Raw genomic sequence first — 26,718 nt, forward strand, 5'->3', positions numbered from 1 at the left:
GTATGGCTACTCACTTGATCACCGGTGCCGGCTCCGGCATCGGCGCCGCCGTCGCGGCCCGGCTGCACGCCCGCGGCGACGACCTCGTCCTCCTCGCCCGGGACGCCGGCCGCGCCCGCGAGCTCGTCGACCGTTACCCCGGTGCCACGTCCCTCGTCGGCGACCTCGCCGATCCCGACCGGCTCTCGTGGGCCTTCTCCAAGCAGGCGATCCCCGAGCGGATCGACTCCCTGCTGCACATCGCCGGGATCGTCGACCTCGGACCGGTCGGTGAGCTCCGGCCCAAGACCTGGCACCAGCAGCTCAACGTGAACCTGATCGCCCCCGCCGAGGTCACCCGGCTGCTGCTGCCCACCCTGCGCGCCTCCCGCGCCGACATCGTCTTCGTGAACTCCGGCGCCGGACTGCGCGCCCACGCCGACTGGAGCGCCTACGCCGCCTCCAAGCACGGACTCAAGGCGCTCGCCGACTCGCTGCGCGACGAGGAGAAGCCCCACGGCATCCGCGTCACCTCCGTCTACCCGGGCCGCACCGCCAGCCCCATGCAGGCCAAGGTGCACTCCCAGGAGGGCAAGGACTACGACCCGGCCGACTGGATCGACCCGGAGTCCGTGGCGACCACCATCGTCATGGCCATCGACCTGCCCCGTGACGCCGAGGTCAACGACCTGAGCGTCCGGCCGGGCCGATGAGCGCCGGCGCCACCGGCGTCGGCTCGCTGCCCGGCGGCGACGCCCGCGAGGCAGCGAAGACCGTCACCGGGTCCTTCGAGGAGTTCCCCTACCTCGCCGAGCTGCCCGCCCGCGGGCCCGGCGCGGACATGATCGGCCGCTCCCTCGGACTGCTCGTCGACATGTACGCCCACGTCGAACCCAGCGGCTGGCGGATCAGCGACCGCCCGGGACGGGACTCGAAGCGGTCCCGGTCCTGGCTCGGCGAGGACCTCGACGCGCTGGAGGAGTTCACCCAGGGCTACACGGGCAAGCTCAAGGTCCAGGCCGTCGGACCGTGGACGCTGGCCGCCGCCCTGGAACTGCACGGCGGCGAGGCCATGCTGCAGGACCCGGGAGCCTGCCGGGACCTGGCCGGATCGCTGGCCGAGGGCCTGCGCGAGCACCTGGCCGACGTACGCAAGCGCATTCCCGGGGCGCAGGTCGTGCTGCAGCTCGACGAGCCCTCCCTGACCGCCGTCCTGCTCGGCCGGGTCCGCTCCGCGAGCGGCTACCGCACCTACCGCGCCGTCGACCGGCAGGTCGTCGAGGGCGCGCTGCGCGACCTGTTCGCCGTCCACGACGGGGAGGTCGTGGTGCACTCCTGCGCGCCCGAGGTCCCCTTCGCACTGCTCCGCAGGGCCGGCGCCACGGGTGTGTCGTTCGATTTCTCGCTGCTCACCGAGCGCGAGGACGACGCCATCGGGGAAGCGGTCGAGGGCGGCACGAAACTCTTCGCCGGAGTGGTGCCCGGCACCGACGCCCCGTTGTCGGACCCGGGCGGTAGCGTCATGGGTGTCAGGAAGCTTTGGCGCAGGCTGGGACTGGCCCCGGGGACTCTGGCGGAGTCCGTCGTGGTCACCCCCTCGTGCGGTCTGGCGGGCGCTTCGCCCGCCTACGCCCGCGCGGTGCAGGCGCATTGCGTCAGGGCGGCGAGGTCGCTCGCCGACAACCCTGAGTGACGGTCGAGACGGGCCACGGGAGGACACGGCATGGCAGCCGAACAGCAGGACACGGCAGTACCGACGGCGGTGCGTGATCAGCACGCACTGCTGGCGGAGCAGGTCGAGGAGCACCGCTTCCGGTACTACGTGAACGACCAGCCGGTCGTCAGCGACGCCGAGTTCGACCAGCTGCTGCGCTCGCTGGAGGCACTGGAGGAGCAGTACCCGGAGCTCCGTACGCCCGACTCGCCCACCCAGAAGGTGGCCGGGGCGTACGAGACGGACTTCGCCTCCGTCGAGCACCGGGAGCGCATGCTCTCCCTCGACAACGCCTTCGACGACGAGGAACTGGCGGCCTGGGCCGAGCGGGTGGCCCGGGACGTGAACACCTCGGACTACCACTACCTGTGCGAGCTCAAGGTGGACGGCCTCGCCGTCAACCTCACCTACGAGAACGGCCGTCTGACCCGGGCGGCCACCCGCGGCGACGGCCGCACGGGTGAGGACATCACGCCCAACGTCCGCACCATCGCCGAGATCCCGGACCGGCTGAAGGGCGACCGGATCCCGGCCCTGGTCGAGATCCGCGGCGAGGTCTACTTCCCGATGGAGAAGTTCCAGGAGCTCAACGCCCGTCTGGTGGAGGCGGAGGGCAAGCCCTTCGCCAACCCGCGCAACGCGGCGGCCGGTTCGCTGCGGCAGAAGGACCCCAAGGTCACCGCGAGCCGCCCGCTGCACATGGTCGTGCACGGCATCGGCGCCCGCGAGGGCTTCGAGATCGAGCGCCAGTCGCAGGCGTACGAGCTGCTCCACGAGTGGGGTCTGCCGACCGCCCAGCACAACAAGGTGGTCTCCACCCTCGCCGAGGTCCGGGAGTTCATCGCGGACTACGGAGTGAACCGGCACTCGGTGGAGCACGAGATCGACGGCGTGGTCGTCAAGCTCGACGAGATCTCCCTCCAGGGCCGGCTCGGCTCCACCGCGCGCGCCCCGCGCTGGGCCATCGCCTGGAAGTACGCGCCCGAAGAGGTCAACACCAAGCTGATCGACATCAAGGTCGGCGTCGGCCGCACCGGCCGCGTGACCCCGTACGCGCAGGTGGAACCGGTGAAGGTGGCGGGCTCCGAGGTGGAGTTCGCCACCCTGCACAACCAGGAGGTCGTCAAGGCCAAGGGCGTCCTCATCGGGGACACCGTCGTCCTGCGCAAGGCGGGCGACGTCATCCCGGAGATCCTCGGCCCGGTGGTGGACCTGCGCGACGGCAGCGAGCGGGAGTTCGTGATGCCGGCCGGCTGCCCCGCGTGCGGGACGGAGCTGCGCCCCATGAAGGAAGGGGACATCGACGTCCGGTGCCCCAACGCCCGCAGCTGCCCCGCCCAGTTGCGCGAGCGGGTCGCCTACCTGGCCGGCCGGCAGTCCCTGGACATCGAGAACTTCGGCATGGTGGCGGCGGCCGCGCTGACCGGCCCGCTGGAGCCGGCCGAGGCGCCGCTGCTGGACGAGGGCGACCTCTTCGGTCTGACCATCGAAGCGCTGCTGCCCATCAAGGCGTACGTCCTGGACCCGGACAGCGGGCTGCCCAAGCGTGACCCCAAGACGGGCGAGGAGAAGATCGTCAGGGTCTTCGCGAACCAGAAGGGCGAGCCGAAGAAGAACGCCCTGGCCATGCTGGAGCACATCGCCGCCGCCAAGGACCGCCCGCTCGCCCGCATCATCAACGGCCTGTCGATCCGCCACGTCGGACCGGTCGCGGCCGAGGCCCTCGCCCGGGAGTTCCGGTCGATCGAGCGCATCGAGCAGGCCACCGAGGAGGAGCTGACGGCCACCGAGGGGGTCGGCGCGATCATCGCCGCCTCGCTCAAGGAATGGTTCGCCGTCGACTGGCACCAGGAGATCCTGCGCAAGTGGCGGGAGGCCGGGGTCCGGATGGAGGAGGAAGGTTCCGCCGAGGAGGAGGGCCCGCGGCCGCTGGAGGGGCTGACCGTCGTCGTCACCGGCACTTTGCAGAGCCACACGCGGGACGGCGCCAAGGAGGCCCTGCAGAGCCGCGGCGCCAAGGTCACCGGATCCGTGTCGAAGAAGACCTCCTTCGTCGTGGTCGGTGACAACCCCGGCTCGAAGTACGACAAGGCCGTGCAGTTGAAGCTCGCCGTCCTCGACGACGCCGGATTCGCCGTGCTGCTGGAGCAGGGGCCGGACGCGGCACGTGAGGCCGCGCTCCCGGTGGACGGCGAGGGCGGGGCGGAGTAGTACCGAGGGAGGGGAATCGCCGAAGGGGAGTAGCGAAGGCGAACGGATGCGTGGCGTGCGGCCGTACGGGCGGGCGCACGCCAGGCGCGGCGAACGGTGGTAAACGGCCGGTACAAGGCTGGTCGCAGGGCGGTGAGCTGTCGGATCATCGGATGGGTGACAGGGGGCCCGGTCCAAACTCACCCGTTCGGCGGATACCGTACTGATGAGGATGGCTGGGTCGCATTCGGGCAACCACTGCCGACCGCTGCCCCTGGGAGCCTCGCGCGTCCTACTGTTGAGGGGTGCGCCTGTCGTGCACGGCTGCAGGATGCGATTTCGGCCGTGGTGGCATGACATCGGGGCCATCGCGTGACATCGGCATCGCCGGCTGTGAGAGGTACGGGCATGAAACCCACCGAAAGCGCCGACCCGTCACCTGAATTCGGCGGGGAAATCCCGTCCATGCGGGCGGGCAGGACGGGCAGGCTCGGTCTCCTGGGTGCCAGGACACCGGAGACCCGACCGATCCCCACCGGTGCGGGCGGGCAGGAGCGCCGCGGCGCGCTGCCGTTCATCGTCGTGGGCCTCGCCGTCACGGTGCTCACCCTGGGCATCGTCTCCGCGCTGAGCGGTCGTCATGCGCTGTTCCCCGGCGGGCCGGTCGGCTGGGCGCTGGCCCTCCTCACCGGCATCATCGTCGGCCACCTCGTCGCCCTCGGCCGCGACCGCTGGTGGGGCGGCACCGGATCGGGCGCCGCCCTCACCCTCGGCGTGCTCATCCTCTACGGATGGGTCCCCGCCGGACTCGTCTCGCTGGCCGTGGTCTCCCTGGTCGGGGCCGCGCGCCGGCACCGCTGGCGGCAGGGGCTGCTGCACGGCTCCGTGGACATCCTCGGCATCGGCGCCGGAGCGCTCGTACTCGCCGCCTTCGGCGAGGTGCCCTCCGTCGAGACCCCCTGGCTCCCCGCCTTCTGGGGGCTGGAGGCGATCCCCGAGATCGTCCTCGTCGCCGTCGCCTATCTGCTCGCCACCCGGTTCCTGCTCTGGGTCGCGCTGGCCCCGCGCGGCGACGGGCTGCCCACCGTCGCCCGTACCGCCCTGCTCCGGCAGGCCTTAGTGGCGGTGGCGCTGCTCGGCATCGCCCCCCTCATCTGCGCCGTCGCCGTCGCCCAGCCGGTCCTGCTGCCGCTGTTCGCCGTACCGCTGATCGCACTGGACTCCACCCTGTGGATCGCCCGGGCCCGCGCCGAGGAACAGCTGCGGGACCCGCTGACCGGACTGCCCAACCGGCAGTGGCTGCTGGAGCGGGCCTGGTCCGCCCTGGACGAGGCCGAACGTTCCGGCACCCGGGCCGCCCTCGTGCTCATCGACCTGGACCGCTTCCGGGCCGTCAACGACACCCTGGGGCACCTGGCGGGCGACCGCCTGCTGCTCCAGATCGCCGAACGGCTGCGCCAGGCACTGCCCGAGGACGCCGAGGCGGCCCGGCTCGGCGGCGACGAGTTCGCCGTCCTGCTCCCCTTCGCCGACTCCACCACCAGCGCCCAGCGCATCGCCCGCCACCTGGTCGCGGAGCTCAGCTCCCCCCTCGACCTGGACGGCCTCACGCTCGTCCTGGAGGCCAGCGCGGGCCTCGCCGTCTTCCCCGACCACGCGCTCGACGCGGAGGGGCTGCTGCGGCGCGCGGACGTCGCGATGTACCAGGCGAAGCGCGACCGCACGGGCGTCGAGGTGTACGAGTCCAAGCGGGACAGCAACACCCCCGACCGCCTGGGCCTCCTCGGCGACCTCCGCAGGGCCCTGGACGCCGGGGAAGTGGAACTCCACTACCAGCCGAAGGTCCGCTTCGACGGCCAGGTCGCCGGGCTCGAAGCCCTGGTGCGCTGGGTGCACCCGGAACGTGGGCGGGTGTCCCCGGACGAGTTCATCGCGATTGCCGAGACCTCCGGGCTGATGCCGCACCTGACCGAGTACGTACTGGAGACCGCCCTCGCCCAGGTGGCACGGTGGCGGGCCCAGGGCCTCAAGGTCCCGGTGGCCGTCAACGTCTCGCCCCGCGACGTCCACACCCCCGGCTTCGCGGGCGCGGTCGCCGCCCGACTGGCCCGCCACGGGGTCCCGGCGAGCGGGCTGCAGCTGGAGATAACGGAACACGTCCTGCTGGAAGACCCCCAGCGGGCGGCCGACACCATGGCCGGGCTCACCGGCCACGGCGTGAAGATGTCCCTGGACGACTTCGGCACCGGCTACTCCTCGCTCGTCCACCTGCGCCGCCTGCCGGTCAGCGAGCTGAAGATCGACCGGTCGTTCGTCGGCCGGCTGGCGGTCGACGCGCAGGACGCGGAGATCGTCCGCTGCACGGTGGACCTGGCGCACTCGCTGGGCCTGCTGGTCGTGGCGGAGGGCGTGGAGGACGACGAGACGTGGGAGCGGCTGCGGGACCTGGGCTGCGACGCCGTCCAGGGCTGGCTGGTCGCCGCCGCCATGCCCCCGCAGGAGGCCACCGCCTGGCTGCTGGCCCGCGGCGAGCGCGGCTGGCGCCGCCCGGCGGACATCACGGCGGAACTCGCCGCCGCGGAGGCCGACGCCGTCTGACTCCCGTCGGGGCTGGATATTTCAGCCCCGCCGGCGTTTGAGGCACGGGGTGCGGGGCGGAGCCCCGGGTTTTGGAGCCGCGCCGGCGATCGAGGCGCGGGTTCGGGCGGCGCCTTGAAGCACCGCGCAGCGGCCCCGCACCTGGCCCCGTACCGGCACAGCCGCAAACCGTTTCGTGGGTCGGGGGCCCGGCCCCATAGGATTGGGTCCGAAACGAAACATCCACCCACCCCCAGAGGATCGCTGCATGCCTGGCATTACGCGCGAGGAGGTCGTCCACCTCGCTCGGCTGGCGCGCCTTGAGCTGTCCAGCAACGAGCTGGATCACTTCGCCGGACAGCTCGGCGACATCATCGGCGCGGTCGCCCGCGTTTCCGAGGTCGCCGACCAAGACGTCCCGCCGACCTCCCACCCGCTGCCGCTGACGAACGTCATGCGCGCGGACGAGGTCCGTCCGTCGCTCACCCCCGAGCAGGCGCTCTCCGGTGCTCCCGCCCAGGAGCAGCAGCGTTTCAAGGTGCCGCAGATCCTGGGGGAGGACTAACCATCATGGTCGACATCATCAAGCTCACGGCCGCGCAGACCGCCGAGAAGATCGCCTCCGGCGAGCTCACGGCCGTCGAGGTGACCGAAGCCCACCTGGCGCGCATCGACGCCACCGACGAGAAGGTCAACGCCTTCCTGCACGTGGACCGCGAGGGCGCGCTCGCCCAGGCCCGCGCCGTCGACGCCAAGCGCGAGGCCGGCGAGAAGCTCGGCCCGCTGGCCGGCGTCCCCCTCGCCCTCAAGGACATCTTCACCACCGTCGGGGTCCCGACGACCGTCGGTTCGAAGATCCTCGAAGGCTGGATCCCGCCCTACGACGCCACCCTGACGCGCAAGCTGAAGGAAGCCGACGTCGTCATCCTCGGCAAGACCAACATGGACGAGTTCGCCATGGGGTCCTCCACCGAGAACAGCGCCTACGGCCCCACCGGCAACCCCTGGGACCTCACCCGGATCCCCGGCGGCTCCGGCGGCGGCTCCGCGGCGGCCCTGGCCGCCTTCCAGGCCCCGCTCGCCATCGGCACGGACACCGGCGGTTCCATCCGCCAGCCCGCCGCCGTCACGGGCACGGTCGGCGTGAAGCCCACGTACGGCGGTGTCTCCCGCTACGGCATGGTGGCCTTCTCCTCCTCCCTCGACCAGGGCGGGCCCTGCGCCCGTACGGTCCTGGACGCGGCCCTCCTGCACGAGGTGATCGCCGGGCACGACCCGCTCGACTCCACCTCCATCGACGCCCCGGTCCCGCCGGTCGTCGAGGCCGCCCGCAACGGCTCCGTCGCCGGTATGCGCGTCGGTGTGGTCAAGCAGTTCGCCGGTGAGGGCTACCAGGCCGGCGTCGTCCAGCGCTTCAACGAGTCGGTGGAGCTCCTCAAGGAGCTCGGCGCCGAGATCGTCGAGCTGGACTGCCCCTCCTTCGACCTCGCGATGGCCGCGTACTACCTGATCGCGCCGTCCGAGTGCTCCTCGAACCTGGCCCGCTTCGACGCCATGCGCTACGGCCTGCGCGTCGGCGACGACGGTACGAAGTCCGCCGAGGACGTCACCGCCCTGACCCGCGAAGCCGGCTTCGGCGACGAGGTCAAGCGCCGCATCATCCTCGGCACGTACGCCCTCAGCTCCGGCTACTACGACGCGTACTACGGCTCCGCCCAGAAGGTCCGCACGCTCATCACGCAGGACTTCGAGAAGTCCTTCGAGAAGGTCGACGTGATCGTCTCCCCGACGACCCCGACCACCGCCTTCCCCATCGGCGAGCGCACCGACGACCCGCTGGCCATGTACCTCGCGGACCTGTGCACCATCCCGACCAACCTGGCCGGCAACTCCGCCATGTCGCTGCCGTGCGGCCTGGCACCGGAGGACGGTCTCCCGGTCGGGCTCCAGATCATCGCCCCGGCGATGAAGGACGACCGGCTCTACAAGGTCGGTGCCGCCGTGGAGGCGGCCTTCGTCGCACGCTGGGGTCACCCGCTGCTTGAGGAGGCACCGTCCCTGTGAGCACCAGTGCACTGACCAAGGCCAAGGGCTTCAAGAAGTCCAAGACCGGCACCTACCTGTCGATCGGCACCACCGCCTTCGGCGCGATCAGCGTGATCAAGCAGGTCAAGAAGGCCCGCAGCGAGCACGACGTGCTGAAGCTGGTCGACGCCGCCGTGTCCGCCGCCGCCATCGTCACCGGCCTCGCGATCCTGTACCGCGAGCTGAAGCGCCTGGGCGACGACGACGTCCTGCTGGGCTGAGAGGGAAAGTTTCACCGTGACCACCTTCACCGAACTGCTCTCGTACGAGGACGCTCTCGCCTCGTTCGACCCCGTCATGGGCCTCGAGGTCCATGTCGAGCTCGGCACCAAGACCAAGATGTTCTGCGGCTGCTCCACCGAGCTGGGCGCCGAGCCCAACTCGCAGACCTGCCCCACCTGCCTCGGTCTGCCCGGCTCCCTGCCGGTCGTCAACGCGATCGGCATCGAGTCGGCCATCAAGATCGGCCTCGCGCTGAACTGCGAGATCGCCGAGTGGTGCCGCTTCGCCCGGAAGAACTACTTCTATCCGGACATGCCGAAGAACTTCCAGACCTCCCAGTACGACGAGCCCATCGCCTTCAACGGCTTCCTGGACGTCCAGCTGGAGGACGGCGAGATCTTCCGCGTGGAGATCGAGCGCGCCCACATGGAGGAGGACACCGGTAAGTCGCTGCACGTCGGCGGCGCCACCGGCCGTATCCACGGCGCGTCCCACTCCCTGCTGGACTACAACCGCGCCGGCATCCCGCTCATCGAGATCGTCACCAAGCCCATCGAGGGCGCGGGCGAGCGGGCCCCCGAGGTCGCCAAGGCGTACGTCGCCGAGCTGCGCGAGGTCATCAAGGCGCTCGGCGTCTCCGAGGCCCGCATGGACAAGGGCCAGATGCGCTGCGACGTGAACCTGTCGCTGCGCCCGACCTCCGAGTCCGAGTTCGGTACCCGCTCGGAGACCAAGAACGTCAACTCCCTGCGTTCCGTCGAGCGCGCGGCCCGCTTCGAGATCCAGCGCCACGCGGCGGTGCTCTCGTCGGGCGGCTCGATCGTGCAGGAGACCCGGCACTTCCACGAGGAGGACGGCTCCACCACGGCCGGCCGCATCAAGGACAACGCCGAGGACTACCGGTACTTCCCGGAGCCCGACCTGGTCCCCGTCGCCCCGGCCCGCGACTGGGTCGAGGAGCTGCGCGCCGGTCTGCCCGAGATGCCGCGCGTGCGCCGCAACCGGCTCCGCGAGGAGTGGGACGTCACCGAGCACGACATGCAGTCGATCCTCAACGCGGGCGCGGTGGACTCCATCGTCGCCACGATCGAGGCCGGTGCCGACTCGGCCGCCGCGCGCAAGTGGTGGATGGGCGAGCTGGCCCGTAACGCCAACGAGCAGGGCGTCGTCGTCGACGAGCTGCCGATCACCCCGGTCCAGGTGGCCCGGGTCGCGGCCCTGGTCGCCGACGGTTCGCTCAACGACAAGCTGGCCCGCAAGGTCCTCGAAGGCGTCCTCGCCGGCGAGGGCACCCCGGACGAGGTCGTCGAGAAGCGCGGCCTGAAGGTCGTCTCGGACGAGGGCGCGCTCGGCGCGGCCGTGGACGAGGCCATCGCCGGCAACGCGGCCATCGCGGACAAGATCCGCGGCGGCAAGATCGCCGCCGTCGGCGCCCTGGTCGGAGCGGTCATGAAGACCACCCGCGGCCAGGCCGACGCGGCACGCGTGAAGGAGCTCATCCTGGAGCGCCTGGGCGTCTCCGAGTAGTCCTCTCCCCGCACGACGGCCCCGCACCGGACTTCCCGGTGCGGGGCCGTCGTCGTTCAGACTGGGCGCGGGGTGATCGCGCGACCGGCGCGCGGTCGGTGGTGGACTCGGGGGGTGCGCCGGTGGAGATCGGTGCGATGGTCATCGCGGTGGCGGGCGTCGCGGGTACGTTGGGCGGCGCGCTGCTCACCCAGCGGGGTGCGGAGCGCGCGAAGCGCCGTGAGATCGAGCTCGTGCGCGCGCATGACGAGAAGCGCGAGAACCAGGCGTTGCGGCGCACCTGTTACGCGGATCTCAACCGGGACGCCCGCCAGTTCACCACCGCGCTCAACCGGCATCTGCACACCCTGCGGGAGCGCGCGGTCGAGGACGCCGACCGGGCCGCGCTCGACGCGGCGAAGGACGCCTTCCGCGACCGCTACTCCGAGGCGCAGATGGTGGCCCCCGATCAGGTCCTGGCGCCCGCGACCTCGGTCCACCACGCCCTGACCGCGGTCTACGGGCAGGTGAAGCGCCTGGAGCGGGGCATGCCGGACCCGGGGGAGTCGATGGAGTCGGCGGCGGAGGCGCAGTACGGGATCTGGGAACCGCTCCGGGAGATGCGGGCGGCCATGCGCGCCGACCTCGGCGTGGGCTGACGCGGGTGGCCGGGGCCCTCCCGGCGCGGCCCGTTCGGCCGGGCGCTCGGGTCGCGGAACTGCCCCACGGGCAAGTTCCGTTCGCCGGGCGCCCTGTCGGAGCCCGCCGCCGTCAGCGCTTGAGGACGGGGGCGGCGATGACGGCGTTGCCGGTGTCCCGGCAGCCCTCCTCCACCTTCAGGCGCAGGCGCAGGGCCCCCTTGATGTCCAGGGACTTGGTGACCGGCTTGCCCAGGTGGACCGCCTCGGAGAAGAGCGCGGGCTTGTCGTCCACGGAGATGGTCACCCGGGCCTGCTCCATGGTCGAGCCGTCGTCGACGCCCACGGTGAACTCCAGCGTGGACCAGGCGCGGTTCACGTCGTACTCGACCGTCGCACCGTAGTAGCAACTGCCGAGGAGGGCGGCTCCGTACTCCTTCGTGTTCAGCTTGGCGGAGCCCACTTCGAAGTGCTGGACCTCTCCGACCGACGACAGCACGGTCAGATCGGCCACGTTGCTGTCCTTCACCGAGCCCGGATCCCCCGGGCTCGAGGAGGAGTCCGGGGAGGCGGATCCCTTGGGGGAGGCCTCGGAGGGCGTGGGTGCGGCGGACTCGGTCGCCCGCGCCGAGGCCGACGCCTGCGGCGCGCTCGTCCCGCCGGGCTTGTCGCCCCCGGCGGCGTTCTCCTTGTCCTTGTCGCCCAGGAGCTGTACGCCGACCACCGCGAGGGAGGCCAGCACCAGCACCGCGGCCACCGAGCCGAGGATCAGCCCGGTCCGCCGCTTCTTCTTCGGGACCACGGGCTCCGGGGCGGGGGCCGGACTCAGGTTGTACGTCGGCCCGTACCCGGCGGGCACCGACCCCGGATCCGGCTGCGGCTGCGGGGCGGGGGTGGGCGTGTGCGTGGGGACCGGGGCGGGCTCCGGGACGGTGGCCGGTTCCGACTGCGCGGGCTGCGCCGGCCGCTGTACGGGCGGTACGGGCTGCTGTACGGGCTGCGCCGCCGGGGCGTACGCGGGCGGCGCCGCCGGTGCCGTGGGCGGCGGGGTGACGGGCTGCGGCGGGACCACCGGTGGTGGCGGCGCGCTCGGCCTGGGCGGGGTCTCCTCCACGGCCCGCTGCGAGGTGGCGGTGGTCGTGGACACCACCGCGTGGCGGATGTCCTTCATCCAGCCGGCCAGGTTCACCGGCCGCTTCCCCGGGTCCGCCGAGTAGATCGCGGCGATCCGCGCCCGCTGATCGGCGTCCAGCACGGCGATCTGCGGCAGCGCGGACAGCGCCTGCGACAGCTGCTCCGGCGTGGCCGGCGGGGACTCCCCGCTCAGCAGGAAGTACGCGATCGCCCCGAAGGCGTACCGGTCCGTACCCGGGGTCCGCTTGCCGTCGAAGACCTCGGGCGCCGCGTAGCCCGGGGTGAACCAGACCTCGGCGGTCTGGTGGTCGGCGGTCAGCTTGCTGAGGCCGAAGTCCACCAGGGTGGCCTGCCCGTGCGCGTCGACCATCACGTTGCCGGGGGAGAGGTCACCGTGGACGACCTGGCGCCCGGAGGGGGTGGCCTTCCCCGAGTGCAGCCAGTCCAGGACGTCGGCCAGCTGCTCCAGCGTGCGCATCACCTCGCGCCGCTCGGCGGCGGAGGCCAGCGTCCGCTCGGCCCGCCAGTCCCGCAGGTCCAGCCCGTCGACGTGGTTCATGACGAGGACGAGCGCCCGCCCCGTCAGGGTCGAGGACTCCCCGGGCCGGTGGATCGGCGGCCCCTCGAAGTGCTCGCGCACGCCCACGACGCCGGGCCGGTGGACGAACCGCAGCAGCTCGGCCTGCTCGTTCCACTTCTGGCTGATCCGGTCGAAGATGTCCGGCGTGATGGTCGTCTTGGAGTCGAGCACTTTGACGACCACGGGTTCGGATCCGCCGGCGAGTTCGATCTCGGCGAGATAGAGCACGGCCTCTCCGCCGCGTCCGATCGAGCGGAGCAGGCGGTACCGGTCCGCCGCCGCGTCCGGACCGATGTGCAGGTTCTGACTGGTCAATGTCCCCCACCTCAAGGTGCTTTGAGAGGCCATCAGCTTCCAGTGGGGAGGGGCGCGCGGTCAACGGGAATCGGAAATCCCCGTCGGGGTTCACCCTTTTCATCGGCGGGCCGTCGACGGCCCGCAGCGGACCGGCGGCGAGCGGCGGCGACCGTGGCCGACGTGGGGGCCCGGACCCGCCGCCGGGCGCCCGGCTCCCGGAACCGCCGCATGGGCGGCTTCCGTTCGCCGAGCGCCCGGTGGTAAGGGCGGCTGCGGTCAGCCGGTCGCCCGGGCGGCCCCCGAAGCGGTGAAGAAGGCCAGCCGGGCCGGCTTGGCCGGGAGGTAGACCTCGGGCAGGTCGATCTCCGGGAGCACGACCTCCGGTCCGAGTACGAAGCCGGTGCGCTCCATGAGGGAGATGGCCTTGGTGTTGCGGGCGTCCGGTTCGACGACCACGCGCCGCGCGGCCTCGTCGCAGAACACGAACCCGATGAAGGCGGTCATCAGGGAGCCGGTGAAGCCGTGCTCGGCCGGGCCCGTGGTCGGGCCGATCAGCAGGTGCACGCCGACGTCCCCGGGCCGGACCTCGTAGCACTCACTGACCCGGTCCTCGGCGCAGTCGTACGTCTGGAACAGGGCGACCTGCTCGCCGTCGCGGCTCACCATGAAGGCGTGGTGGGTGGTGCGGCGGTCGACGTCCTCGTAGATCTCCTGGACCAGTTCGCGGCTGGCCTCGCCCATGCCCCAGAACCGGGCCCGCTCCTGCGTGACCCAGCTGTGGATCAGCGCGGAATCGGCCGCCGGGTCGACGGGGGTGATGGTGACGGTGCCGAAGCCCTCGACGACCTGGGTGTGTACGGGCTGCCGCACGGAGAGGGCGGAGGTCATATCGATTCCTTGCTGAGCCGGGTCCAGTCGGTGACGACGGGGACGAGTTCGCACTGTGCCCACAGGGGCAGCTGGTCGCGGTGGTGGGGTGAGCCGGTGACGCCGTCCGCGCCCATCGGGACCGCCCACAGGCTGTCCTCGCGGTGGGCGAGGTCCCAGACGTAACGGGCCGCCGACGCACGGGCGGTGAGGTCGGTGAAACCGGGGACGGTGGAGGTGGCGTTCACGCAGTCGTGGTCGCCGCCGAGGCCGGGCCACTCGGTCGCCTCCAGGTCGGGCACGGCCTGCCAGGGGGTGAGGCGGTGGACGTGCGACCAGGGGGTGTCGGGGGTGTCGGCCGCGGCCGTCTCCTCCAGGGCGGCTCGGACGTGCGCCGCCCGGTCGAGGCCGGGGACGAGGGCGGTGGTGAGCAGGCCTTCGAGGGCGTAGCCGATCTTCGGCAGCAGGTACAGCCAGGGGTGGAAGACGGCCGGGCCGGGGGGAGCCCCCCACAGGCCCTCGAAGACGGGGTCGGCGGCGAAGCGGCGTACGGTCGCGCTGCGGAAGGCCGAGAAGACGGTGGCGTCGGTGCTGTCGGCCGCCATGTGCCGGTCCCAGGCCAGCAGTCGGGTCCGCAGGGCCTCGGCCGCCGGGGTCAGGTCCTCGAAGTCGGGCAGCAGCGCGAGCAGGGGAGCGGCCGAGGCCAGGTGCGTGTCCCGGTGTACGTCGGCCATCGCCTTCGGGGACCAGTCCGCGGAGCCGCTGAGCAGCTCGCGGATGCGGTTGGCGCGGTGCGGGGGCGCGAACTCCACGCCGAGCGGGGAGGCGATACCGCGCGCGTTCGCCATCACGGCGAAGCCCTGCACCGGCTCGGCGGGGGTCGGGGCCCAGCCTCGCCAGGCGTGCTGCGGGTCCCAGGCGGGAACGGGCCGCAGCCGGTTGGTGCGGTGGCGCAGCGGCACGGTGCCCGCGACGCGGTGCAGCAGGCCGCCCTCGGAGTCGGCGGCGTGGACGACGTTGACCGGCTCGGCCCAGCCGTCGAAGGCCCGGTCGATGTCGGCGACGGTGCGGGCGCGCAGCAGGGCGGGGAGGGCGGCGAAACCGAGGTCCAGGCGGACGCGCGGCGGGTAGCGCAGGGAGAGGGTCTGAGGGCTGCCGTCGGCGTGGCCCTCGGCGTCGGCGTGCGCGTCGGCGCCGAGGTCGCCGTCCGCGTGGACGATCACCGGGCCGCGCGGGGTCTCCAGGACCTCCACCTCGACGTCGTCGCCGTCGGCCACGGTGATGGTCTCGGTGTGGCGGGAGACGGGCTCCCAGACGCCGTCCGCGCCGAGGGCCCGTACGGTGCCGTCGTCCTCGCGGCGCAACTGCTCGACGTACAGGTCCTGGTAGTCGGACATCGCGTTGGTGATGGCCCAGGCGGCGGTGCCGGTGTGCCCGAAGTGGCCGAAGCCGGGGACGCCGGGGACGGCGAGGCCCAGGACGTCGTAGTCCGGGCAGGAGAGACGTATCTGCTGGTAGACGCCCGGGTCCTCGATGAAGCGGTGCGGGTCGCCCGCGATGATCGCCGAGCCGGTGGTGGTGCGGTCGCCCGGCACCAGCCAGCCGTTGCTGCCGGCCGTGCCGGGGCCGTCGGTGGCGAAGAGGGTGACCGCCTCGTCGCCGAGGGCGCGGGCCACGCGCTCGCGCCACAGCTTGGTGGCGAAGCCGGCGAACAGGATGTGCGTGGCGATCCAGATGGCCAGCGGTACCCACGGCTCCCACGGGGTGGGGGTCAGACCCGTGCGCGCGAAGCGTTCGTCACGGGCGGCGCCGGCGGCGAGCCCGTCGTTGACGCCGTCCACGTACGCGCGCACCCAGGCGGCGGTGCCGGGGTCGTCGGCTTCCATGGCCGCGTAGCAGCGGCGGGCCGTGTCGGCCAGCCGGGACTGGCGGGCGAAGCGGTCCCAGGTGACGGCGTCCGCGCCGAGGAAGGAGGCGCTGGAGCCCTCGGAACGGTGCCGCTCGACCTCCAACTGCCAGGCGCGGTCGAAGGCGGTGACGCGGCCCTGGGCGTGGACGAGCCGGAGTTCGTCGGATGCGCGGAGGTGGGGGATGCCCCACCGGTCGCGATACACCCCGTAGGATTCCGAGGTCTCCGCAGAGGGCTCGCCCCGGTTCGCTCCGTGCGACCGGGCGTCGCCGTTCTCGCTGCTGGCACTGCTCACGCTGCTCACACTCTTCCCCGACGTGCGTTTAGGTTAGGCTGACCTAACTATAGGGGCGCTAGGGGAGGGGTCGGACATGGCGGTCGGCAAGGGCTGGGAGGGCGTGGTCCTCAAGCTCATGCGGGGCAAGGACTTCACGTTCACGGTCACGGGAGCGGAAGACCTGACGGAGAACTACCGCCGCGTGAGCTTCACGGACGGCGGGCTGCTCGCGGCCGCCGGTGCGTCGCTGCACCCGACGATGTGGGTGCGCGTCTGGTTCCAGGGCGCGGGCAAGCCGCACCAGCGGGCCTACACGCTCGTGGACCCCGATCCGCAAGCGGGCACCTTCAGCTTCGAGTTCGCCCTGCACGACGGGGTCGCCAGCGCCTGGGCGCGCGACGCCAAGCCGGGCGACACGGTCGAGGCCACCGTCCAGGGCACCGGATTCACCGCCCCGACGCCGGCCCCGGAGCGCCTGCTCGTCATCGGCGACCCGGCGTCCCTGCCGGCGATCAACTCGCTGCTGGACACGTACCCGCAGACCCCGGCGACGATCTGGTTCGAGACGCAGCACGACTCGGACGAGCGGCTGCCGATGCGGGTGGAGCAGGGCCGGCACGACATCCGCCGGGTGCGGCGGGACGGCACGGCCCTGGCCGACCGGGTGCGCGCCGAACTGCCCGCGCTGGCCGGGGACCCGGAGGCGGCGTACGTCTGGCTGGCGTGCGACACGGTGACGACGCGCGCCCTGACAGCGTTCCTGCGCAAGGAACTCGCGCTGCCCAAGCACCGGGTGAACGCGCTGGGCTACTGGCGGCCGGAGGCCTGAGCGGCCCGCGGCCGGCACGCCGCCTCAGGCCCGCCCGGCCCGTCCGGCACCCGCAGGTGCGGACGGGACGGGGGCCGCAGGTGCGGACGGGGCGGGGGCCGCAGGTGCGGTCGGCGCCCGGCTACTGGGCGGACACCTTGCAGGCGCTGACCGCGGTCCCGTTGGTCACGCCGCCCTTGGTCAGCCCGGTCACGCACTGCTCGTGCTCACCGGAGTACCCGGCGGAACACGCCGCTCGGACCGATTCCGGGGCCTCGCCGCCCTGCAGTTCCCGCTCGACCTGGTTGATGCAGGCCGAGACGTCCGCGTGGGCGGCGGGGGCCGCGAAGGCCGCGCCACCGAGTACGAGGGTCAGGCCGCTGAGGACACCTGCGATACGGGTCGACGTGCGCATGGGACGCACCTGCTCTCCGGGATCGTCGCGCGGCCCGGTACGGGGAGGTGCCGGATCCGCCTGGGACAGCGCCGAGCGCACGCGGCCGGGTTCCGGCCACCGGAGCCCGGGTCCCCGGACCGGACCGGCTCGACAGGGATTCCCCTCCTCCGTCCGACGCTAGAGCAGCCCCCTGCCGCACGCACCCGCTGGGATGGTTCTCGCTGTTCAGCGACTTGTCAGGGAGTGTCTTGTCGGTCAGGGCGGATCGGAGAGCCACCGCGAGCCCGCCCTGACCGACAAGACACCCCCTAGGCGCCGGTCGTGCCGTCGATCCCCTCACGGAGGAAGTCGGCGTGGCCGTTGTGGCGGGCGTACTCGTGGATGAGGTGCAGCATCACCAGACGCAGCGAGGCCTCCTCCTCCCAGCTCGGCACGTACGCCGTCACGTCCAGGGACTCGGCGGCGGCCTCGATCCGGCGGGCGTGCGCGACCTCGTCCTCCCAGGCGGTGAACGCCTCCTCGCGGCTGGAGCCGCAGGCGTCGTAGGCGGCCTGGAAATCGTGCGTGTCCGACCACCGGTGCGGCAGGTCCTGGCCGTCGAGGACCCGGCGGAACCAGTGCCGCTCGACCTCGGCCATGTGCCGGACCAGCCCCAGCAGGGACAGCGTGGACGGGGGCATCGAGGCGCGGCGCAGCTGCTCGTCGGTGAGGCCCTCGCACTTCCAGGCGAGGGTGGCCCGGTGGTAGTCGAGGAAGGTCCGGAGGGTCTCGCGTTCGTCCCCGGTCAGGGGCGGGCTGATGCGTTCCATGGGAGTGATCTTGCCGGTTGCCGCCGGGCCGGCATAGAGCCGGACCGGCCCCGCTCTACGAGGCGGCGGCGGTCCACATGTACGGCACCGTCACGCCCAGAACCCCGAAGCCCAGCCGCTCCAGGATCGGGCGGCTGTCGTCCGACGCGTCCACCTGCAGGTAGGCGATACCCAGCTCCGCCGCCAGGCGGGCACGGTGGGCCACCAGCAGGCGGTAGATGCCCCGGCCGCGCCACTCGGGGATCGTGCCGCCGCCCCAGAGGCCCGCGAAGGCCAGGCCCGGCCGCATCTCCATCCGGGCCGCGCTCACCGGGGTGTCGCCCGCCATCGCGAGCACCGCGGCGATCGTGTCCGGCTCCTCGCGCAGCTTGCCGAGCAGCTGCTCCCGGAGCCGTGGCCGCTCCCTCCCGAAGGCGCCCGCGTGGACCCGCATCATCAGGTCGACGCCGGCCTCGTCCGTCACCACCCGCAGCGTGATGCCCTCCGGCGGCTCCACCGGCAGCTTCGCGAGCTCGGACACCAGACCCACCATCAAGGTCTCGGGCGGCTCCGGCACGAAGCCCGCCGCCCGCAGCCGGTCCCCGAGGTCCGCGGGCCGGTCGTAGTCGTACAGCTTCCACTCGAACTCCGGACAGCCGCGTCCCGCGAAGAACGCCACCTGCGCCGCGATCTCCGCGTCCGCCGTCCCCTCGTCGAGGTCCGACCAGAGCACCCCGTTCCACCCGAGCGCGGGCGCGACGTGCCGTACGACGCCGCCCGCCCGCTCCACGTGCCCCTGCGGGGCGTCCGCCTGCGCGCCTTCGCGCACCTCGGCGTCGAAGTGGGCGCGTACCTTCATCAGTTCATCAAGATCGATCGTCATAGCCCCAGCTCACCAGTGTCGGGCGGGTGCCACAACTGCATTAGCCTCACCCCCGTGAACCACGACTCCACCATCTACACCGGTAAGGCCACCCCCGACGCGGCCGCCGACCGCGGCTGGCTCCTCGGCCACTTCAAGGACCCCTCCGATCCCCGCCACAGCGAGGACGTGGAGATCAAATGGGGTGTCCACCCCAAGGGCGACGAGCGGGAGCGGTGGGCGACCGCCGAGAAGCGCACCGCGCTGCTGGTGCTGATCAGCGGACGCTTCCGGCTGGAGTTCCCGGGGCGCACCGTCGTCCTCGCCGAGCAGGGGGACTACGTGCTCTGGGGACGCGGAGTCGACCACTCCTGGTACGCGGAGGAGGACGCCGTCGTCCTCACCGTCCGGTGGCCCTCGATCCCGGGCTACCGGGTGGACGAACCCGAAGCGCAGCTGGCGGCAGGGTCCTCGGGCCGCCCCGCGCTGTGACGATGCACACGAAACGGGCCAACGATCACGAAACGCTGAGAACGTTGCCGATGTAGACCATCTGCGCCGAGCCTTCCCGGGGTGATCCCCAGGGTTCCTCGGCCTGGCCTTCACGCGTTCATGCGTCTTTGCGGCGGGCTGACTCCCGGTGAAGATCCGAACCACCAGGGAGCACGTCCGTTGGCTGTAATCGCACGCTGGTGCATGCGCCACCGCCTCTTCGCCGTGCTCATCTGGCTGCTCGCACTCGGTGGAACCGCGGCCGCCGCGGTGTCCGCCGGGTCGGCGTTCTCCAACGACTACGAGGTCCCCGGCACCGAGTCCGGCAAGGCGAACGCCCTCCTGCGCGAGGGATTCCACGGCCAGGGCGGCGACACCGACACCATTGTGTGGCGGGCCCCGAACGGGCAGAGCGTGCGCACCCCGGACATCGAGCAGCGCATGACCCGGGCCCTGGAGACCGTCGCCGGGCTCCCCGGCGTCGGATCGGTCGCCGGACCCTACGGCCCCGCCCCCGAGAACGCCGCGCGGATCAGCCCCGACGGGCGCACCGCCTACGCGGTGGTGACCTTCGACCAGCAGGCCGACTCCGTACCCAAGGGCCAGGCCGGAGCGGTCGTCGACGCGGCGAAGAACCCCACCACCGAGGCCGGCGGTCTCCAGGTCGAACTGGGCGGCCGCGCCATCCAGCTCACCGAGGCCCCCACCGCGCACCTCGCCGAGGTCATCGGCGTCGCCGTCGCGGCCCTGGTCCTCTTCCTCGCCTTCGGCTCGCTCGCCGCGAGCCTGCTGCCCATCGCGACCGCCCTGGTCAGCGTGGGCACCGCCTATTTCGGCATCACCCTGCTCGGCCACGCGATGCCGGTCGCCGACTTCGCCCCGATGCTCGGCACCCTCATCGGCCTCGGCGTGGGCATCGACTACGCGCTGTTCATCGTCACCCGGCACCGCACGGGCCTGGCACGGGGCAACACCGTGCAGGAGGCGGCCGAGAACGCCGTCGCCACCACCGGCCGGGCCGTCGTCTTCGCCGGTGCCACCGTCTGCATCGCCCTGCTCGGCATGCTGGTGCTGCGGCTGAACTTCCTGAACGGCGTCGCGATCGCGGCCTCCGTCACGGTGGTGCTGACGGTCGCCGCCTCGGTCACCCTGCTGCCCGCCCTCCTCTCGTGCATAGGCATGCGGGCCCTCTCGCGCCGCGAGCGCCGCAGGCTCGCCGCCGAGGGCCCGCGTCCCGAGCAGACATCCGGCTTCGCCGCCCGCTGGTCCGCCTTCGTCGAACGCCACCCCAAGCTGCTGGGAGTCGTCGCCACCGCGGTCATGGTGGTGCTGGCCCTGCCCACGCTCTCCCTCCACCTGGGCACCTCCGACCAGGGCAACAACCCGGCCACCTCCACCACCCGGCAGGCCTACGACCTGCTGGCGGAGGGCTTCGGCCCCGGTACCAACGGCCCCCTCACCGTCGTCGCCCGGCTGGACGGCGCCGGCGACCGGCTCGCCGTGGACCAGCTCGCGCAGGCGCTCCGCACGACCGAGGGCGTCGCCGCCACCGGCCCCGCCGTCCTCAACCGCAGCGGCGACACGGCCGTCCTGACGGTCGTGCCGGACTTCGCCCCGCAGTCCCGGGCCACGAGCGACCTCGTCGACAGACTCCGCCAGGACGTCATACCGGCCGCCGGTCACGGCAACTCCATGCAGGTGCACGTCGGCGGTGTGACGGCCGCCTACGACGACTTCGCCGAGGTCATCATCGGGAAGCTGCCGCTCTTCGTCGGCGTGGTCATCGCCCTCGGCTGCGTGCTCCTGCTGCTGGCCTTCCGGTCCATCGGCATCCCGCTCAAGGCGGCGGCCATGAACGTCGCCGCCGTCGCCTCCTCCTTCGGCGTCGTGGTCGCCGTCTTCCAATGGGGCTGGGGCAGCGAGCCGCTGGGCCTGGGCAGCGCCGGCCCGATCGAACCCTTCCTGCCCGTGATCATGGTGTCCGTCCTCTTCGGACTGTCGATGGACTACCAGGTCTTCCTCGTCAGCCGGATGTACGAGGAGTGGCTGGAGACCGGCGACAACCGGCGGGCCGTGCGCGTGGGCCTCGCCGAGACCAGCCGGGTCATCAACTCGGCCGCCGTCATCATGATCTCCGTCTTCCTGGCCTTCGTACTCAGCGGCGACCGGATCATCGCGATGTTCGGCATCGCGCTCGCCGCTGCCGTCGCCCTCGACGCCTTCGTGCTGCGCACCCTCCTCGTCCCGGCCCTGATGCACATGCTCGGCGGGGCCAACTGGTGGCTGCCCGCCTGGCTCGACCGACGGCTGCCCAAGATCAGCATCGAGCCCCCCGAACGCCACCCGCATGCGAGACTTCCGAAGCAGCGGCCCGCCGCGGACCTTGCCACGAGCCAGGACAGCGTCGAGCCCGCCACCAGTTCCCGGTGATCCGGCCACCCGCCGCCCGAGACCCAAGGAAGACGGAGCATGTTCTCGACAGCCCTTGCCGAAGACGCCCAGCTGTTCCCGCTGGAGGCCCGGCACGCGGAGGAGTTCTTCGCGCACATGGAGCGCGGACGCGCATTCATCGGTCGCTACATCCGCTTCCCGGACCGGGCCGCCGACCTCGACTCCGCCCGGGCCCTGCTCGCCGAGTACGCGGTGAAGGCGGGCCAGGACGGCCCCCGGTTCTTCGGCATCCGGCTCGACGGCACTCTGGTGGGCGGGGTCCTCTTCCGGGTGTTCGAGGCCGACCGGGGGAACTGCGAGATCGGCTGCTGGCTGGAGCCCGACGCGGCCGGCAGAGGCCTGGTCACGAAGGCCTGCCGGGTCCTGATCGACTACGCCTTCGGTGAGCGCGGCATGCACCGCGTCGAGTGGCACGCCGCAGCCGGCAACACGAAGAGCCTCGCCGCGGCCGCGCGCCTCGGTATGACCCGCGACGGCGTCATGCGGGAGAACAACCTCCACCGCGGAGTCCGCCAGGACACCGAGATCTGGTCGATCCTCTCCCACGAGTGGGCCGCGAACCGCTCCGCCTGAGCCCGGTCCGGGCCCTGTCCCGGGTCGCCCCGCCACGGGCCCCGCCGACCGCGGGGCCCACCACGGCCGGAACCTGCGGATTCTCAGAAAAATCTCAGACAGGGCGCCTACGGTGCCCCGCATGGACACCACGAAGACCCCCGCCCCGAACGCCGCCGAGGCGGACACCACCCCGGTCGCCCTCGACAAGGCCGAGACCACCCAGCCGGCCGAGGCCGCAGCCGACTCTGCGGTCACCGACGAGGTCACCGACGCGGACCTGGACGACGAGGCGCTCGCCGAGGACGAGGCCGAGGACCGGGAGCCGAGCCACGTTGGATCCGCGGCCTTCGCGATCGTCTCCGCGGGTCTCGGTGTCGTCGCCCTCAGCGGCAGCTGGGTCGCGGGCATCGTGTCCGAGCGTGCGAGCATCGCCGCCCGGCTGGAGCTGACCCAGGCCGCCGACGCCAACGCGCAGATCGCCGCCCAGTTCGTCGACCCGTGGCACACCACCGCGATGGTGAACGGCATCTTCTCCGCCCTCGCCCTGATCGTCGCCACCTTCGTGCTGGCCCTCCCGGCCTTCAGCAGCCCCGAGCGCACCCTCCCCACCTGGGTGCGGTCCGTCTCCTGGGCGGGCATCGGACTGGGCGCCCTCGGCGTCCTGCTCTTCGTCCTCATGTACTTCGACCTCCTCCTGGCCATTCCCAAGGCCGCCGGGGCCGGCGCCTAGACACCCCCCTAGGGCGGTGCCTTAGGTCCGCACGGACCGACCCGGAGCTCCCCGGCCCCGGACTAAGGCCCCCTGTCCCCGGCAGATGCGGCATGCGACCGATGTGCCGGTACCCCCTGGGACGCGAATCTTGGATCACACCGAACGAGGTGCCCGAGCAACGCGACCAGGGAGCAGAGATGTTCGAGTACGAGATCGCCACCGCCGTCCGCAACGCCGACCTCATGCGTGAGGCGGCCGAGTACCGCGCGGCCCGGACGGCGGGGAAGGCGCACCGCGCCTCCTCGCCGGACCAGGAACACGGGAGGCGGGTGAGAACGTTCCGGAGCCGATTCACCCGCTCCGCCCGCTCCGCCCGCTCGGCGTGCTCCGCGCCGCGCACCGCGTGAACTGACACGTGATGAGAAGCGCACCGTCGGCGAGTGCCGCCGGGCAGGGCCTCTGTGCGATGCTCGGCGGCGTGGAGACCAGATCTGTCAGCCCGGTGTTCGTCGGCCGAGCCGATGAACTGGCCGTACTCACCGACGCACTGACCCGGGCCGCCGGGCAGGAACCGCAGGCGATGCTCATCGGGGGAGAGGCCGGAGTCGGCAAGACCCGCCTCACCGAGGAGTTCCTCTGCGAGGCGGACCGCCGCGGCGCCGTCGTCGCCGTCGGAGGCTGTGTGGAGATCGGGGCGGAGGGCCTTCCCTTCGCCCCGTTCTCGACGGCCCTGCGCACCCTGCACCGGCTGCTGCCCGAGGAGTTGGCCGCCGCCGCAGCCGGCCAGGAGGACGAACTCGCACGCATCCTCCCGGAACTCGGCGACACCCCGCGCGGCCCCCACGACGAGGAGAGCACCGCCCGGCTCTTCGAACTGACGGCCCGCATGCTGGAGCGCCTCGCCGCCGACCGCACCGTCGTCCTCGTCCTGGAGGACCTGCACTGGGCGGACACCTCCACCCGGCACCTGCTCTCCTATCTCTTCCGCACCCTTGGCAGCGGCCGGCTCGTCGTCGTCGCCACCTACCGCGCGGACGACGTGCACCGGCGTCACCCGCTGCGCCCCCTCCTCGCCGAACTCGACCGGCTCCGCACCGTCCGGCGCATCGAACTGTCCCGATTCAACCGGGCCGAGGTACGCCGCCAGCTCACCGGGATCCTCGCCGCGCAGCCGGACGAGGACTTCGTGGACTCCGTATTCGACCGGTCGGACGGCAACGCCTTCTTCGTCGAGGAACTCGTCGCCTCCAAGGAGAGCGGCTGCCGCACCGGACTCACCGAATCCCTGCGCGACCTGCTCCTCGTCCGCGTCGAGGTGCTCCCCGACGAGACCCAACGGCTGGTGCGCATCGTCGCCGAGGGCGGCTCCACCGTGGAGTACCCGCTGCTGCGCGCCGTCGCCGGGCTCACCGAGGACGAGCTGATCGAGGCACTGCGGGCCGCCGTCGGGGCCAACATCCTGCTCGCCACCGCCGACGGAGACGGCTACCGCTTCCGGCACTCCCTGGTCCGCGAGGCCGTCAGCGACGACCTGCTGCCCGGGGAGCGGGCCCGCGTCAACCGCCGCTACGCCGAGGCCATGGAGGCCGACGGGTCGCTGGTCCGGGCCGAGGAGCGGGTCATCCGGCTGGCCAGCTTCTGGTACCACGCGAACGATCCCGCCAAAGCGCTGCCCGCCGTACTGGCCGCCTCCGTGGCGGCCCGCCGCCGGCACGCCTACTCGGAGCAACTGCGCCTGCTGGAGCGGGCCATGGACCTGTGGGACAGCGCCCCGCAGAGCGTCCGCGAGGCGCTCCGCCCGGCGGACTACACCGAGGTGTACCCTCCGTGCGGCTGCGACCCGGCCACCACCGCCCTCCGGCGGATCGACCTGCTGGCCGAAGCCACCGTGGCGGCACGCTACGGCGGCGAACGCGACCGCGCCCTGAAGATCACGAAGATGGCGCTGCGCCTGCTGGAGGACGACCACGACCCGCTGCGGGCCGCCTGGTTCTGGACCGAACGCTCCCGACTGATCGCCGGACTCGGGCGCGGCGACGGCTGGGAGGAGATAGCCAAGGCCCAGGACCTCGTCCGGGGGCTGCCCCCGTCCCAGGTGCACGCCGAGGTACTGGTCCGGGCCGCGAGCTGGGGCATGCTCCACAATCCGGGCCCCGACAACCTTGCCGCCGCCGAACGCGCGGTCGAGTACGCGCGCATGGTCGGCGCCGAGGAGACCGAACTCAACGCCCGGATCACGGTCGGCGCTCTGCGCGCCGACTCCGGCGACGGAGAGGGCGGCCTCGCGGAGATGCACGCGGTCGTGGAACGGACCACGCAGCTCGGACTCACGATGCTGGCAGGGCGTGCGCATATCAATCTCACCTCTCAGCTGGAAAGTCTGGGACGGTCCCACGAAGCCGTGGAACTCGCCGAACAAGGGGCCGAACTGGTCCGGAGATCCCGGCTCCTGGACAGCGAGGCCTGGGTCTGCGGGAACATGGCCGAGAGCCTCTACAGCCTCGGCCGCTGGGACGAGGCCGCCGAGGCGGCCCGGCGTACCCTGCTGGTGGGTCAGAGCGCCGCCCCGCGCGGCTGCGCCTCGGCGCGCCTCGCCTACCTGGCCCTGGCCCGAGGAGAGTGGGCCGAGGCGAACCACCAGCTCGCCGCGGCCCACACCCACTACGGCACCCACGAGACCCAGCCCCAGCACCGGATCCCGCTCCGCCGCCTCGCGATCGGCGTGGCCGCGGCGGAGGGCCGGATCGCCGACGTCCGCGCCGAGACCTCCGCTGCCGCCGCCTACGGATTCCCGCTCGGGCAGCACCGCTACGCCTGGCCGCTGCTGCTCGCCGCCGCCACCGCGGAGGCGCACGCCCGGGGGCTCCCGGCCGCCGAGGCCGGCCGGGACGCGGCCCTGGCCGTGGTGCGCACCGCCGCCCGCTCCCTCGCCACCCCGGTCCCGGTGTGGGCCGCCCACGCCGAGTACGTCCGGGCCGAGCTGCTCCGGGCCGAGGCCCGGGACACCCTCGCCGACTGGACCGCCGTCGAGACGGCCGTCCGCCCGCTGGAACGCCCGTACCTGCTGGCCAAGGCCTGCCACCGGCTCGCCGAGGCCCTGCTGGCCGCCGGTGACCGGGAGCCCGCGGCCGTCCTGCTCCGCGAGGCCTACGCCACCGCCGAGCGGATCGGCTCACGCACGCTGCGCGAGGACCTGGCCCTGCTGGCCCAGCGCGCCCGCCTCCCGCTGACCGACGCCGACAGCGCCGTCGCCCCGCCGGCCCCCGAGACCGACCCGGTCGAGGCGCTCGGGCTGACCAGCCGCGAGCGGGACGTACTGCGCCTGGTGGCGGCCGGCAGCACCAACCGGAAGATCGCCGAGGAGCTCTTCATCTCCCCGAAGACGGCGAGCGTGCACGTCTCGAACATCCTCGCGAAGCTCGGCGTCGCCGGCCGCGGCGAGGCGGCCGCCCTCGCCCACCGGCTGCGCCTCTTCGCCGCACCCGCCCCGGTCAGTCCCCGTCCGGAGGCTGTTCGTCCAGGCGTATGAGCACCTTGCCGGAGTCGAGGTCTATCGGACCCCGTCCCGGATCGTTGTCATTGACGTCGGTCCGGGACAGCTCCAGCCGCTTCTTCTCCTCGTCCGTGTGCTTGCGTCCGGGGTTGAACAGCTCCTCGATCATGTTGAACACCGTGCCC

At 72.4% G+C, this 26,718-nt stretch carries 23 protein-coding genes; 16 read left to right on the forward strand and 7 right to left on the reverse strand.

Translation table 11 applies throughout. The features are described from left to right. Positions 1-2: 2 nt before the first annotated feature. The 9 genes from AB8A24_RS09750 (at position 3) to AB8A24_RS09790 (ending at position 10,932) form a co-directional block, all read left to right on the forward strand. On the forward strand, positions 3-692 hold the full coding sequence (locus AB8A24_RS09750; protein ID WP_369475346.1) for an SDR family oxidoreductase: 690 nt from the start codon (positions 3-5) through the stop codon (positions 690-692). Next, a complete protein-coding gene (locus AB8A24_RS09755) occupies positions 689-1,672 on the forward strand; it encodes a methionine synthase (protein WP_328961545.1) in 984 nt (327 codons plus the stop codon). Before AB8A24_RS09750 ends, AB8A24_RS09755 begins: the two co-directional genes overlap by 4 nt. A 30-nt stretch (positions 1,673-1,702) precedes the next feature. Continuing rightward, on the forward strand, positions 1,703-3,904 hold the full coding sequence (gene ligA, locus AB8A24_RS09760; RefSeq protein ID WP_328961544.1) for an NAD-dependent DNA ligase LigA: 2,202 nt from the start codon (positions 1,703-1,705) through the stop codon (positions 3,902-3,904). Between the two features lie 507 nt (positions 3,905-4,411). Further along, the gene (locus AB8A24_RS09765) at positions 4,412-6,481 is read left to right on the forward strand and encodes a bifunctional diguanylate cyclase/phosphodiesterase (RefSeq protein ID WP_328965839.1); all 2,070 of its coding nucleotides are present in this window, start codon (positions 4,412-4,414) and stop codon (positions 6,479-6,481) included. 247 nt (positions 6,482-6,728) lie between these two features. Further along, on the forward strand, positions 6,729-7,025 hold the full coding sequence (gene gatC / locus AB8A24_RS09770; RefSeq protein ID WP_030010586.1) for an Asp-tRNA(Asn)/Glu-tRNA(Gln) amidotransferase subunit GatC: 297 nt from the start codon (positions 6,729-6,731) through the stop codon (positions 7,023-7,025). Between the two features lie 5 nt (positions 7,026-7,030). Further along, entirely contained in the window at positions 7,031-8,524 is a 1,494-nt protein-coding gene (gene gatA / locus AB8A24_RS09775) for an Asp-tRNA(Asn)/Glu-tRNA(Gln) amidotransferase subunit GatA (protein WP_266379515.1), read from the forward strand. Then, entirely contained in the window at positions 8,521-8,766 is a 246-nt protein-coding gene (locus AB8A24_RS09780; protein WP_030010588.1) for a hypothetical protein, read from the forward strand. Before gatA ends, AB8A24_RS09780 begins: the two co-directional genes overlap by 4 nt. Positions 8,767-8,782: 16 nt before the next feature. Next, positions 8,783-10,294: an Asp-tRNA(Asn)/Glu-tRNA(Gln) amidotransferase subunit GatB gene (gatB, locus tag AB8A24_RS09785; RefSeq protein WP_328961542.1), complete on the forward strand. Its 1,512-nt coding sequence runs from the start codon at positions 8,783-8,785 to the stop codon at positions 10,292-10,294. Positions 10,295-10,416: 122 nt separating this feature from the next. After that, the gene (locus tag AB8A24_RS09790; RefSeq protein WP_328961541.1) at positions 10,417-10,932 is read left to right on the forward strand and encodes a hypothetical protein; all 516 of its coding nucleotides are present in this window, start codon (positions 10,417-10,419) and stop codon (positions 10,930-10,932) included. A gap of 112 nt (positions 10,933-11,044) precedes the next feature. On the opposite strand, the gene AB8A24_RS09795 is transcribed toward AB8A24_RS09790, so the two are convergent. The 3 genes from AB8A24_RS09795 to AB8A24_RS09805 all read right to left on the reverse strand — a co-directional run bounded on the left by AB8A24_RS09795 (position 11,045) and on the right by AB8A24_RS09805 (position 15,903). Next, positions 11,045-12,940, reverse strand: a complete 1,896-nt coding sequence (locus tag AB8A24_RS09795) for a protein kinase (protein ID WP_328961540.1) — start codon at positions 12,938-12,940, stop codon at positions 11,045-11,047. Between the two features lie 258 nt (positions 12,941-13,198). Beyond that, positions 13,199-13,810, reverse strand: coding sequence for a GNAT family N-acetyltransferase (locus tag AB8A24_RS09800; RefSeq protein ID WP_328961539.1), 612 nt, complete (start codon positions 13,808-13,810; stop codon positions 13,199-13,201). Then, on the reverse strand, positions 13,807-15,903 hold the full coding sequence (locus AB8A24_RS09805) for a penicillin acylase family protein (protein ID WP_369475367.1): 2,097 nt from the start codon (positions 15,901-15,903) through the stop codon (positions 13,807-13,809). The genes AB8A24_RS09800 and AB8A24_RS09805 overlap by 4 nt, the downstream gene beginning before the upstream one ends. Positions 15,904-16,069: 166 nt before the next feature. Between AB8A24_RS09805 and AB8A24_RS09810 the strand changes: the two genes are divergently transcribed. After that, positions 16,070-16,804: a siderophore-interacting protein gene (locus AB8A24_RS09810; protein WP_266379500.1), complete on the forward strand. Its 735-nt coding sequence runs from the start codon at positions 16,070-16,072 to the stop codon at positions 16,802-16,804. Positions 16,805-16,925: 121 nt separating this feature from the next. Here AB8A24_RS09810 and AB8A24_RS09815 read toward each other — a convergent pair whose 3' ends face one another. The 3 genes from AB8A24_RS09815 to AB8A24_RS09825 form a co-directional block, all read right to left on the reverse strand. Beyond that, a complete protein-coding gene (locus AB8A24_RS09815) occupies positions 16,926-17,198 on the reverse strand; it encodes a hypothetical protein (RefSeq protein WP_369475347.1) in 273 nt (90 codons plus the stop codon). Positions 17,199-17,488: 290 nt separating this feature from the next. Continuing rightward, the gene (locus AB8A24_RS09820) at positions 17,489-17,989 is read right to left on the reverse strand and encodes a DinB family protein (RefSeq protein WP_328961536.1); all 501 of its coding nucleotides are present in this window, start codon (positions 17,987-17,989) and stop codon (positions 17,489-17,491) included. Between the two features lie 55 nt (positions 17,990-18,044). Continuing rightward, positions 18,045-18,851: a GNAT family N-acetyltransferase gene (locus tag AB8A24_RS09825; protein WP_369475348.1), complete on the reverse strand. Its 807-nt coding sequence runs from the start codon at positions 18,849-18,851 to the stop codon at positions 18,045-18,047. Between the two features lie 54 nt (positions 18,852-18,905). Between AB8A24_RS09825 and AB8A24_RS09830 the strand changes: the two genes are divergently transcribed. The 6 genes from AB8A24_RS09830 to AB8A24_RS09855 all read left to right on the forward strand — a co-directional run bounded on the left by AB8A24_RS09830 (position 18,906) and on the right by AB8A24_RS09855 (position 26,569). Further along, positions 18,906-19,322 carry a signal peptidase I gene (locus AB8A24_RS09830; protein ID WP_266379488.1) on the forward strand — a complete coding sequence of 139 codons (417 nt, stop codon included), beginning with the start codon at positions 18,906-18,908 and terminating at the stop codon, positions 19,320-19,322. 180 nt (positions 19,323-19,502) lie between these two features. Further along, a complete protein-coding gene (locus tag AB8A24_RS09835) occupies positions 19,503-21,752 on the forward strand; it encodes an MMPL family transporter (RefSeq protein ID WP_328961533.1) in 2,250 nt (749 codons plus the stop codon). Positions 21,753-21,791: 39 nt separating this feature from the next. Further along, a complete protein-coding gene (locus AB8A24_RS09840; protein ID WP_328961532.1) occupies positions 21,792-22,346 on the forward strand; it encodes a GNAT family protein in 555 nt (184 codons plus the stop codon). A gap of 121 nt (positions 22,347-22,467) precedes the next feature. Next, positions 22,468-23,058, forward strand: a complete 591-nt coding sequence (locus tag AB8A24_RS09845; protein ID WP_266379478.1) for a hypothetical protein — start codon at positions 22,468-22,470, stop codon at positions 23,056-23,058. 179 nt (positions 23,059-23,237) lie between these two features. After that, positions 23,238-23,447, forward strand: a complete 210-nt coding sequence (locus AB8A24_RS09850; RefSeq protein WP_369475349.1) for a hypothetical protein — start codon at positions 23,238-23,240, stop codon at positions 23,445-23,447. Positions 23,448-23,506: 59 nt separating this feature from the next. After that, positions 23,507-26,569: an AAA family ATPase gene (locus AB8A24_RS09855; protein ID WP_369475368.1), complete on the forward strand. Its 3,063-nt coding sequence runs from the start codon at positions 23,507-23,509 to the stop codon at positions 26,567-26,569. On the opposite strand, the gene AB8A24_RS09860 is transcribed toward AB8A24_RS09855, so the two are convergent. Continuing rightward, positions 26,532-26,702, reverse strand: coding sequence for a DUF6191 domain-containing protein (locus tag AB8A24_RS09860; RefSeq protein WP_202505376.1), 171 nt, complete (start codon positions 26,700-26,702; stop codon positions 26,532-26,534). The two genes, AB8A24_RS09855 and AB8A24_RS09860, sit on opposite strands and share 38 nt — an antisense overlap. Positions 26,703-26,718: the final 16 nt, after the last annotated feature.

Origin of the sequence: Streptomyces sp. BF23-19 (genome assembly GCF_041106355.1) — a bacterium.
Classification (GTDB): domain Bacteria; phylum Actinomycetota; class Actinomycetes; order Streptomycetales; family Streptomycetaceae; genus Streptomyces; species Streptomyces virginiae_A.

Coding starts and splice junctions, on each gene's coding strand:
- AB8A24_RS09750 (WP_369475346.1), top strand. CDS start 3: ATGGCTACTCACTTGATCACCGGTGCCGGCTCCGGCATCGGCGCCGCC.
- AB8A24_RS09755 (WP_328961545.1), top strand. CDS start 689: ATGAGCGCCGGCGCCACCGGCGTCGGCTCGCTGCCCGGCGGCGACGCC.
- ligA (WP_328961544.1), top strand. CDS start 1,703: ATGGCAGCCGAACAGCAGGACACGGCAGTACCGACGGCGGTGCGTGAT.
- gatC (WP_030010586.1), top strand. CDS start 6,729: ATGCCTGGCATTACGCGCGAGGAGGTCGTCCACCTCGCTCGGCTGGCG.
- gatA (WP_266379515.1), top strand. CDS start 7,031: ATGGTCGACATCATCAAGCTCACGGCCGCGCAGACCGCCGAGAAGATC.
- AB8A24_RS09800 (WP_328961539.1), bottom strand. CDS start 13,810: ATGACCTCCGCCCTCTCCGTGCGGCAGCCCGTACACACCCAGGTCGTC.
- AB8A24_RS09810 (WP_266379500.1), top strand. CDS start 16,070: ATGGCGGTCGGCAAGGGCTGGGAGGGCGTGGTCCTCAAGCTCATGCGG.
- AB8A24_RS09815 (WP_369475347.1), bottom strand. CDS start 17,198: ATGCGCACGTCGACCCGTATCGCAGGTGTCCTCAGCGGCCTGACCCTC.
- AB8A24_RS09820 (WP_328961536.1), bottom strand. CDS start 17,989: ATGGAACGCATCAGCCCGCCCCTGACCGGGGACGAACGCGAGACCCTC.
- AB8A24_RS09825 (WP_369475348.1), bottom strand. CDS start 18,851: ATGACGATCGATCTTGATGAACTGATGAAGGTACGCGCCCACTTCGAC.
- AB8A24_RS09840 (WP_328961532.1), top strand. CDS start 21,792: ATGTTCTCGACAGCCCTTGCCGAAGACGCCCAGCTGTTCCCGCTGGAG.
- AB8A24_RS09845 (WP_266379478.1), top strand. CDS start 22,468: ATGGACACCACGAAGACCCCCGCCCCGAACGCCGCCGAGGCGGACACC.
- AB8A24_RS09850 (WP_369475349.1), top strand. CDS start 23,238: ATGTTCGAGTACGAGATCGCCACCGCCGTCCGCAACGCCGACCTCATG.
- AB8A24_RS09855 (WP_369475368.1), top strand. CDS start 23,507: ATGCTCGGCGGCGTGGAGACCAGATCTGTCAGCCCGGTGTTCGTCGGC.
- AB8A24_RS09860 (WP_202505376.1), bottom strand. CDS start 26,702: ATGATCGAGGAGCTGTTCAACCCCGGACGCAAGCACACGGACGAGGAG.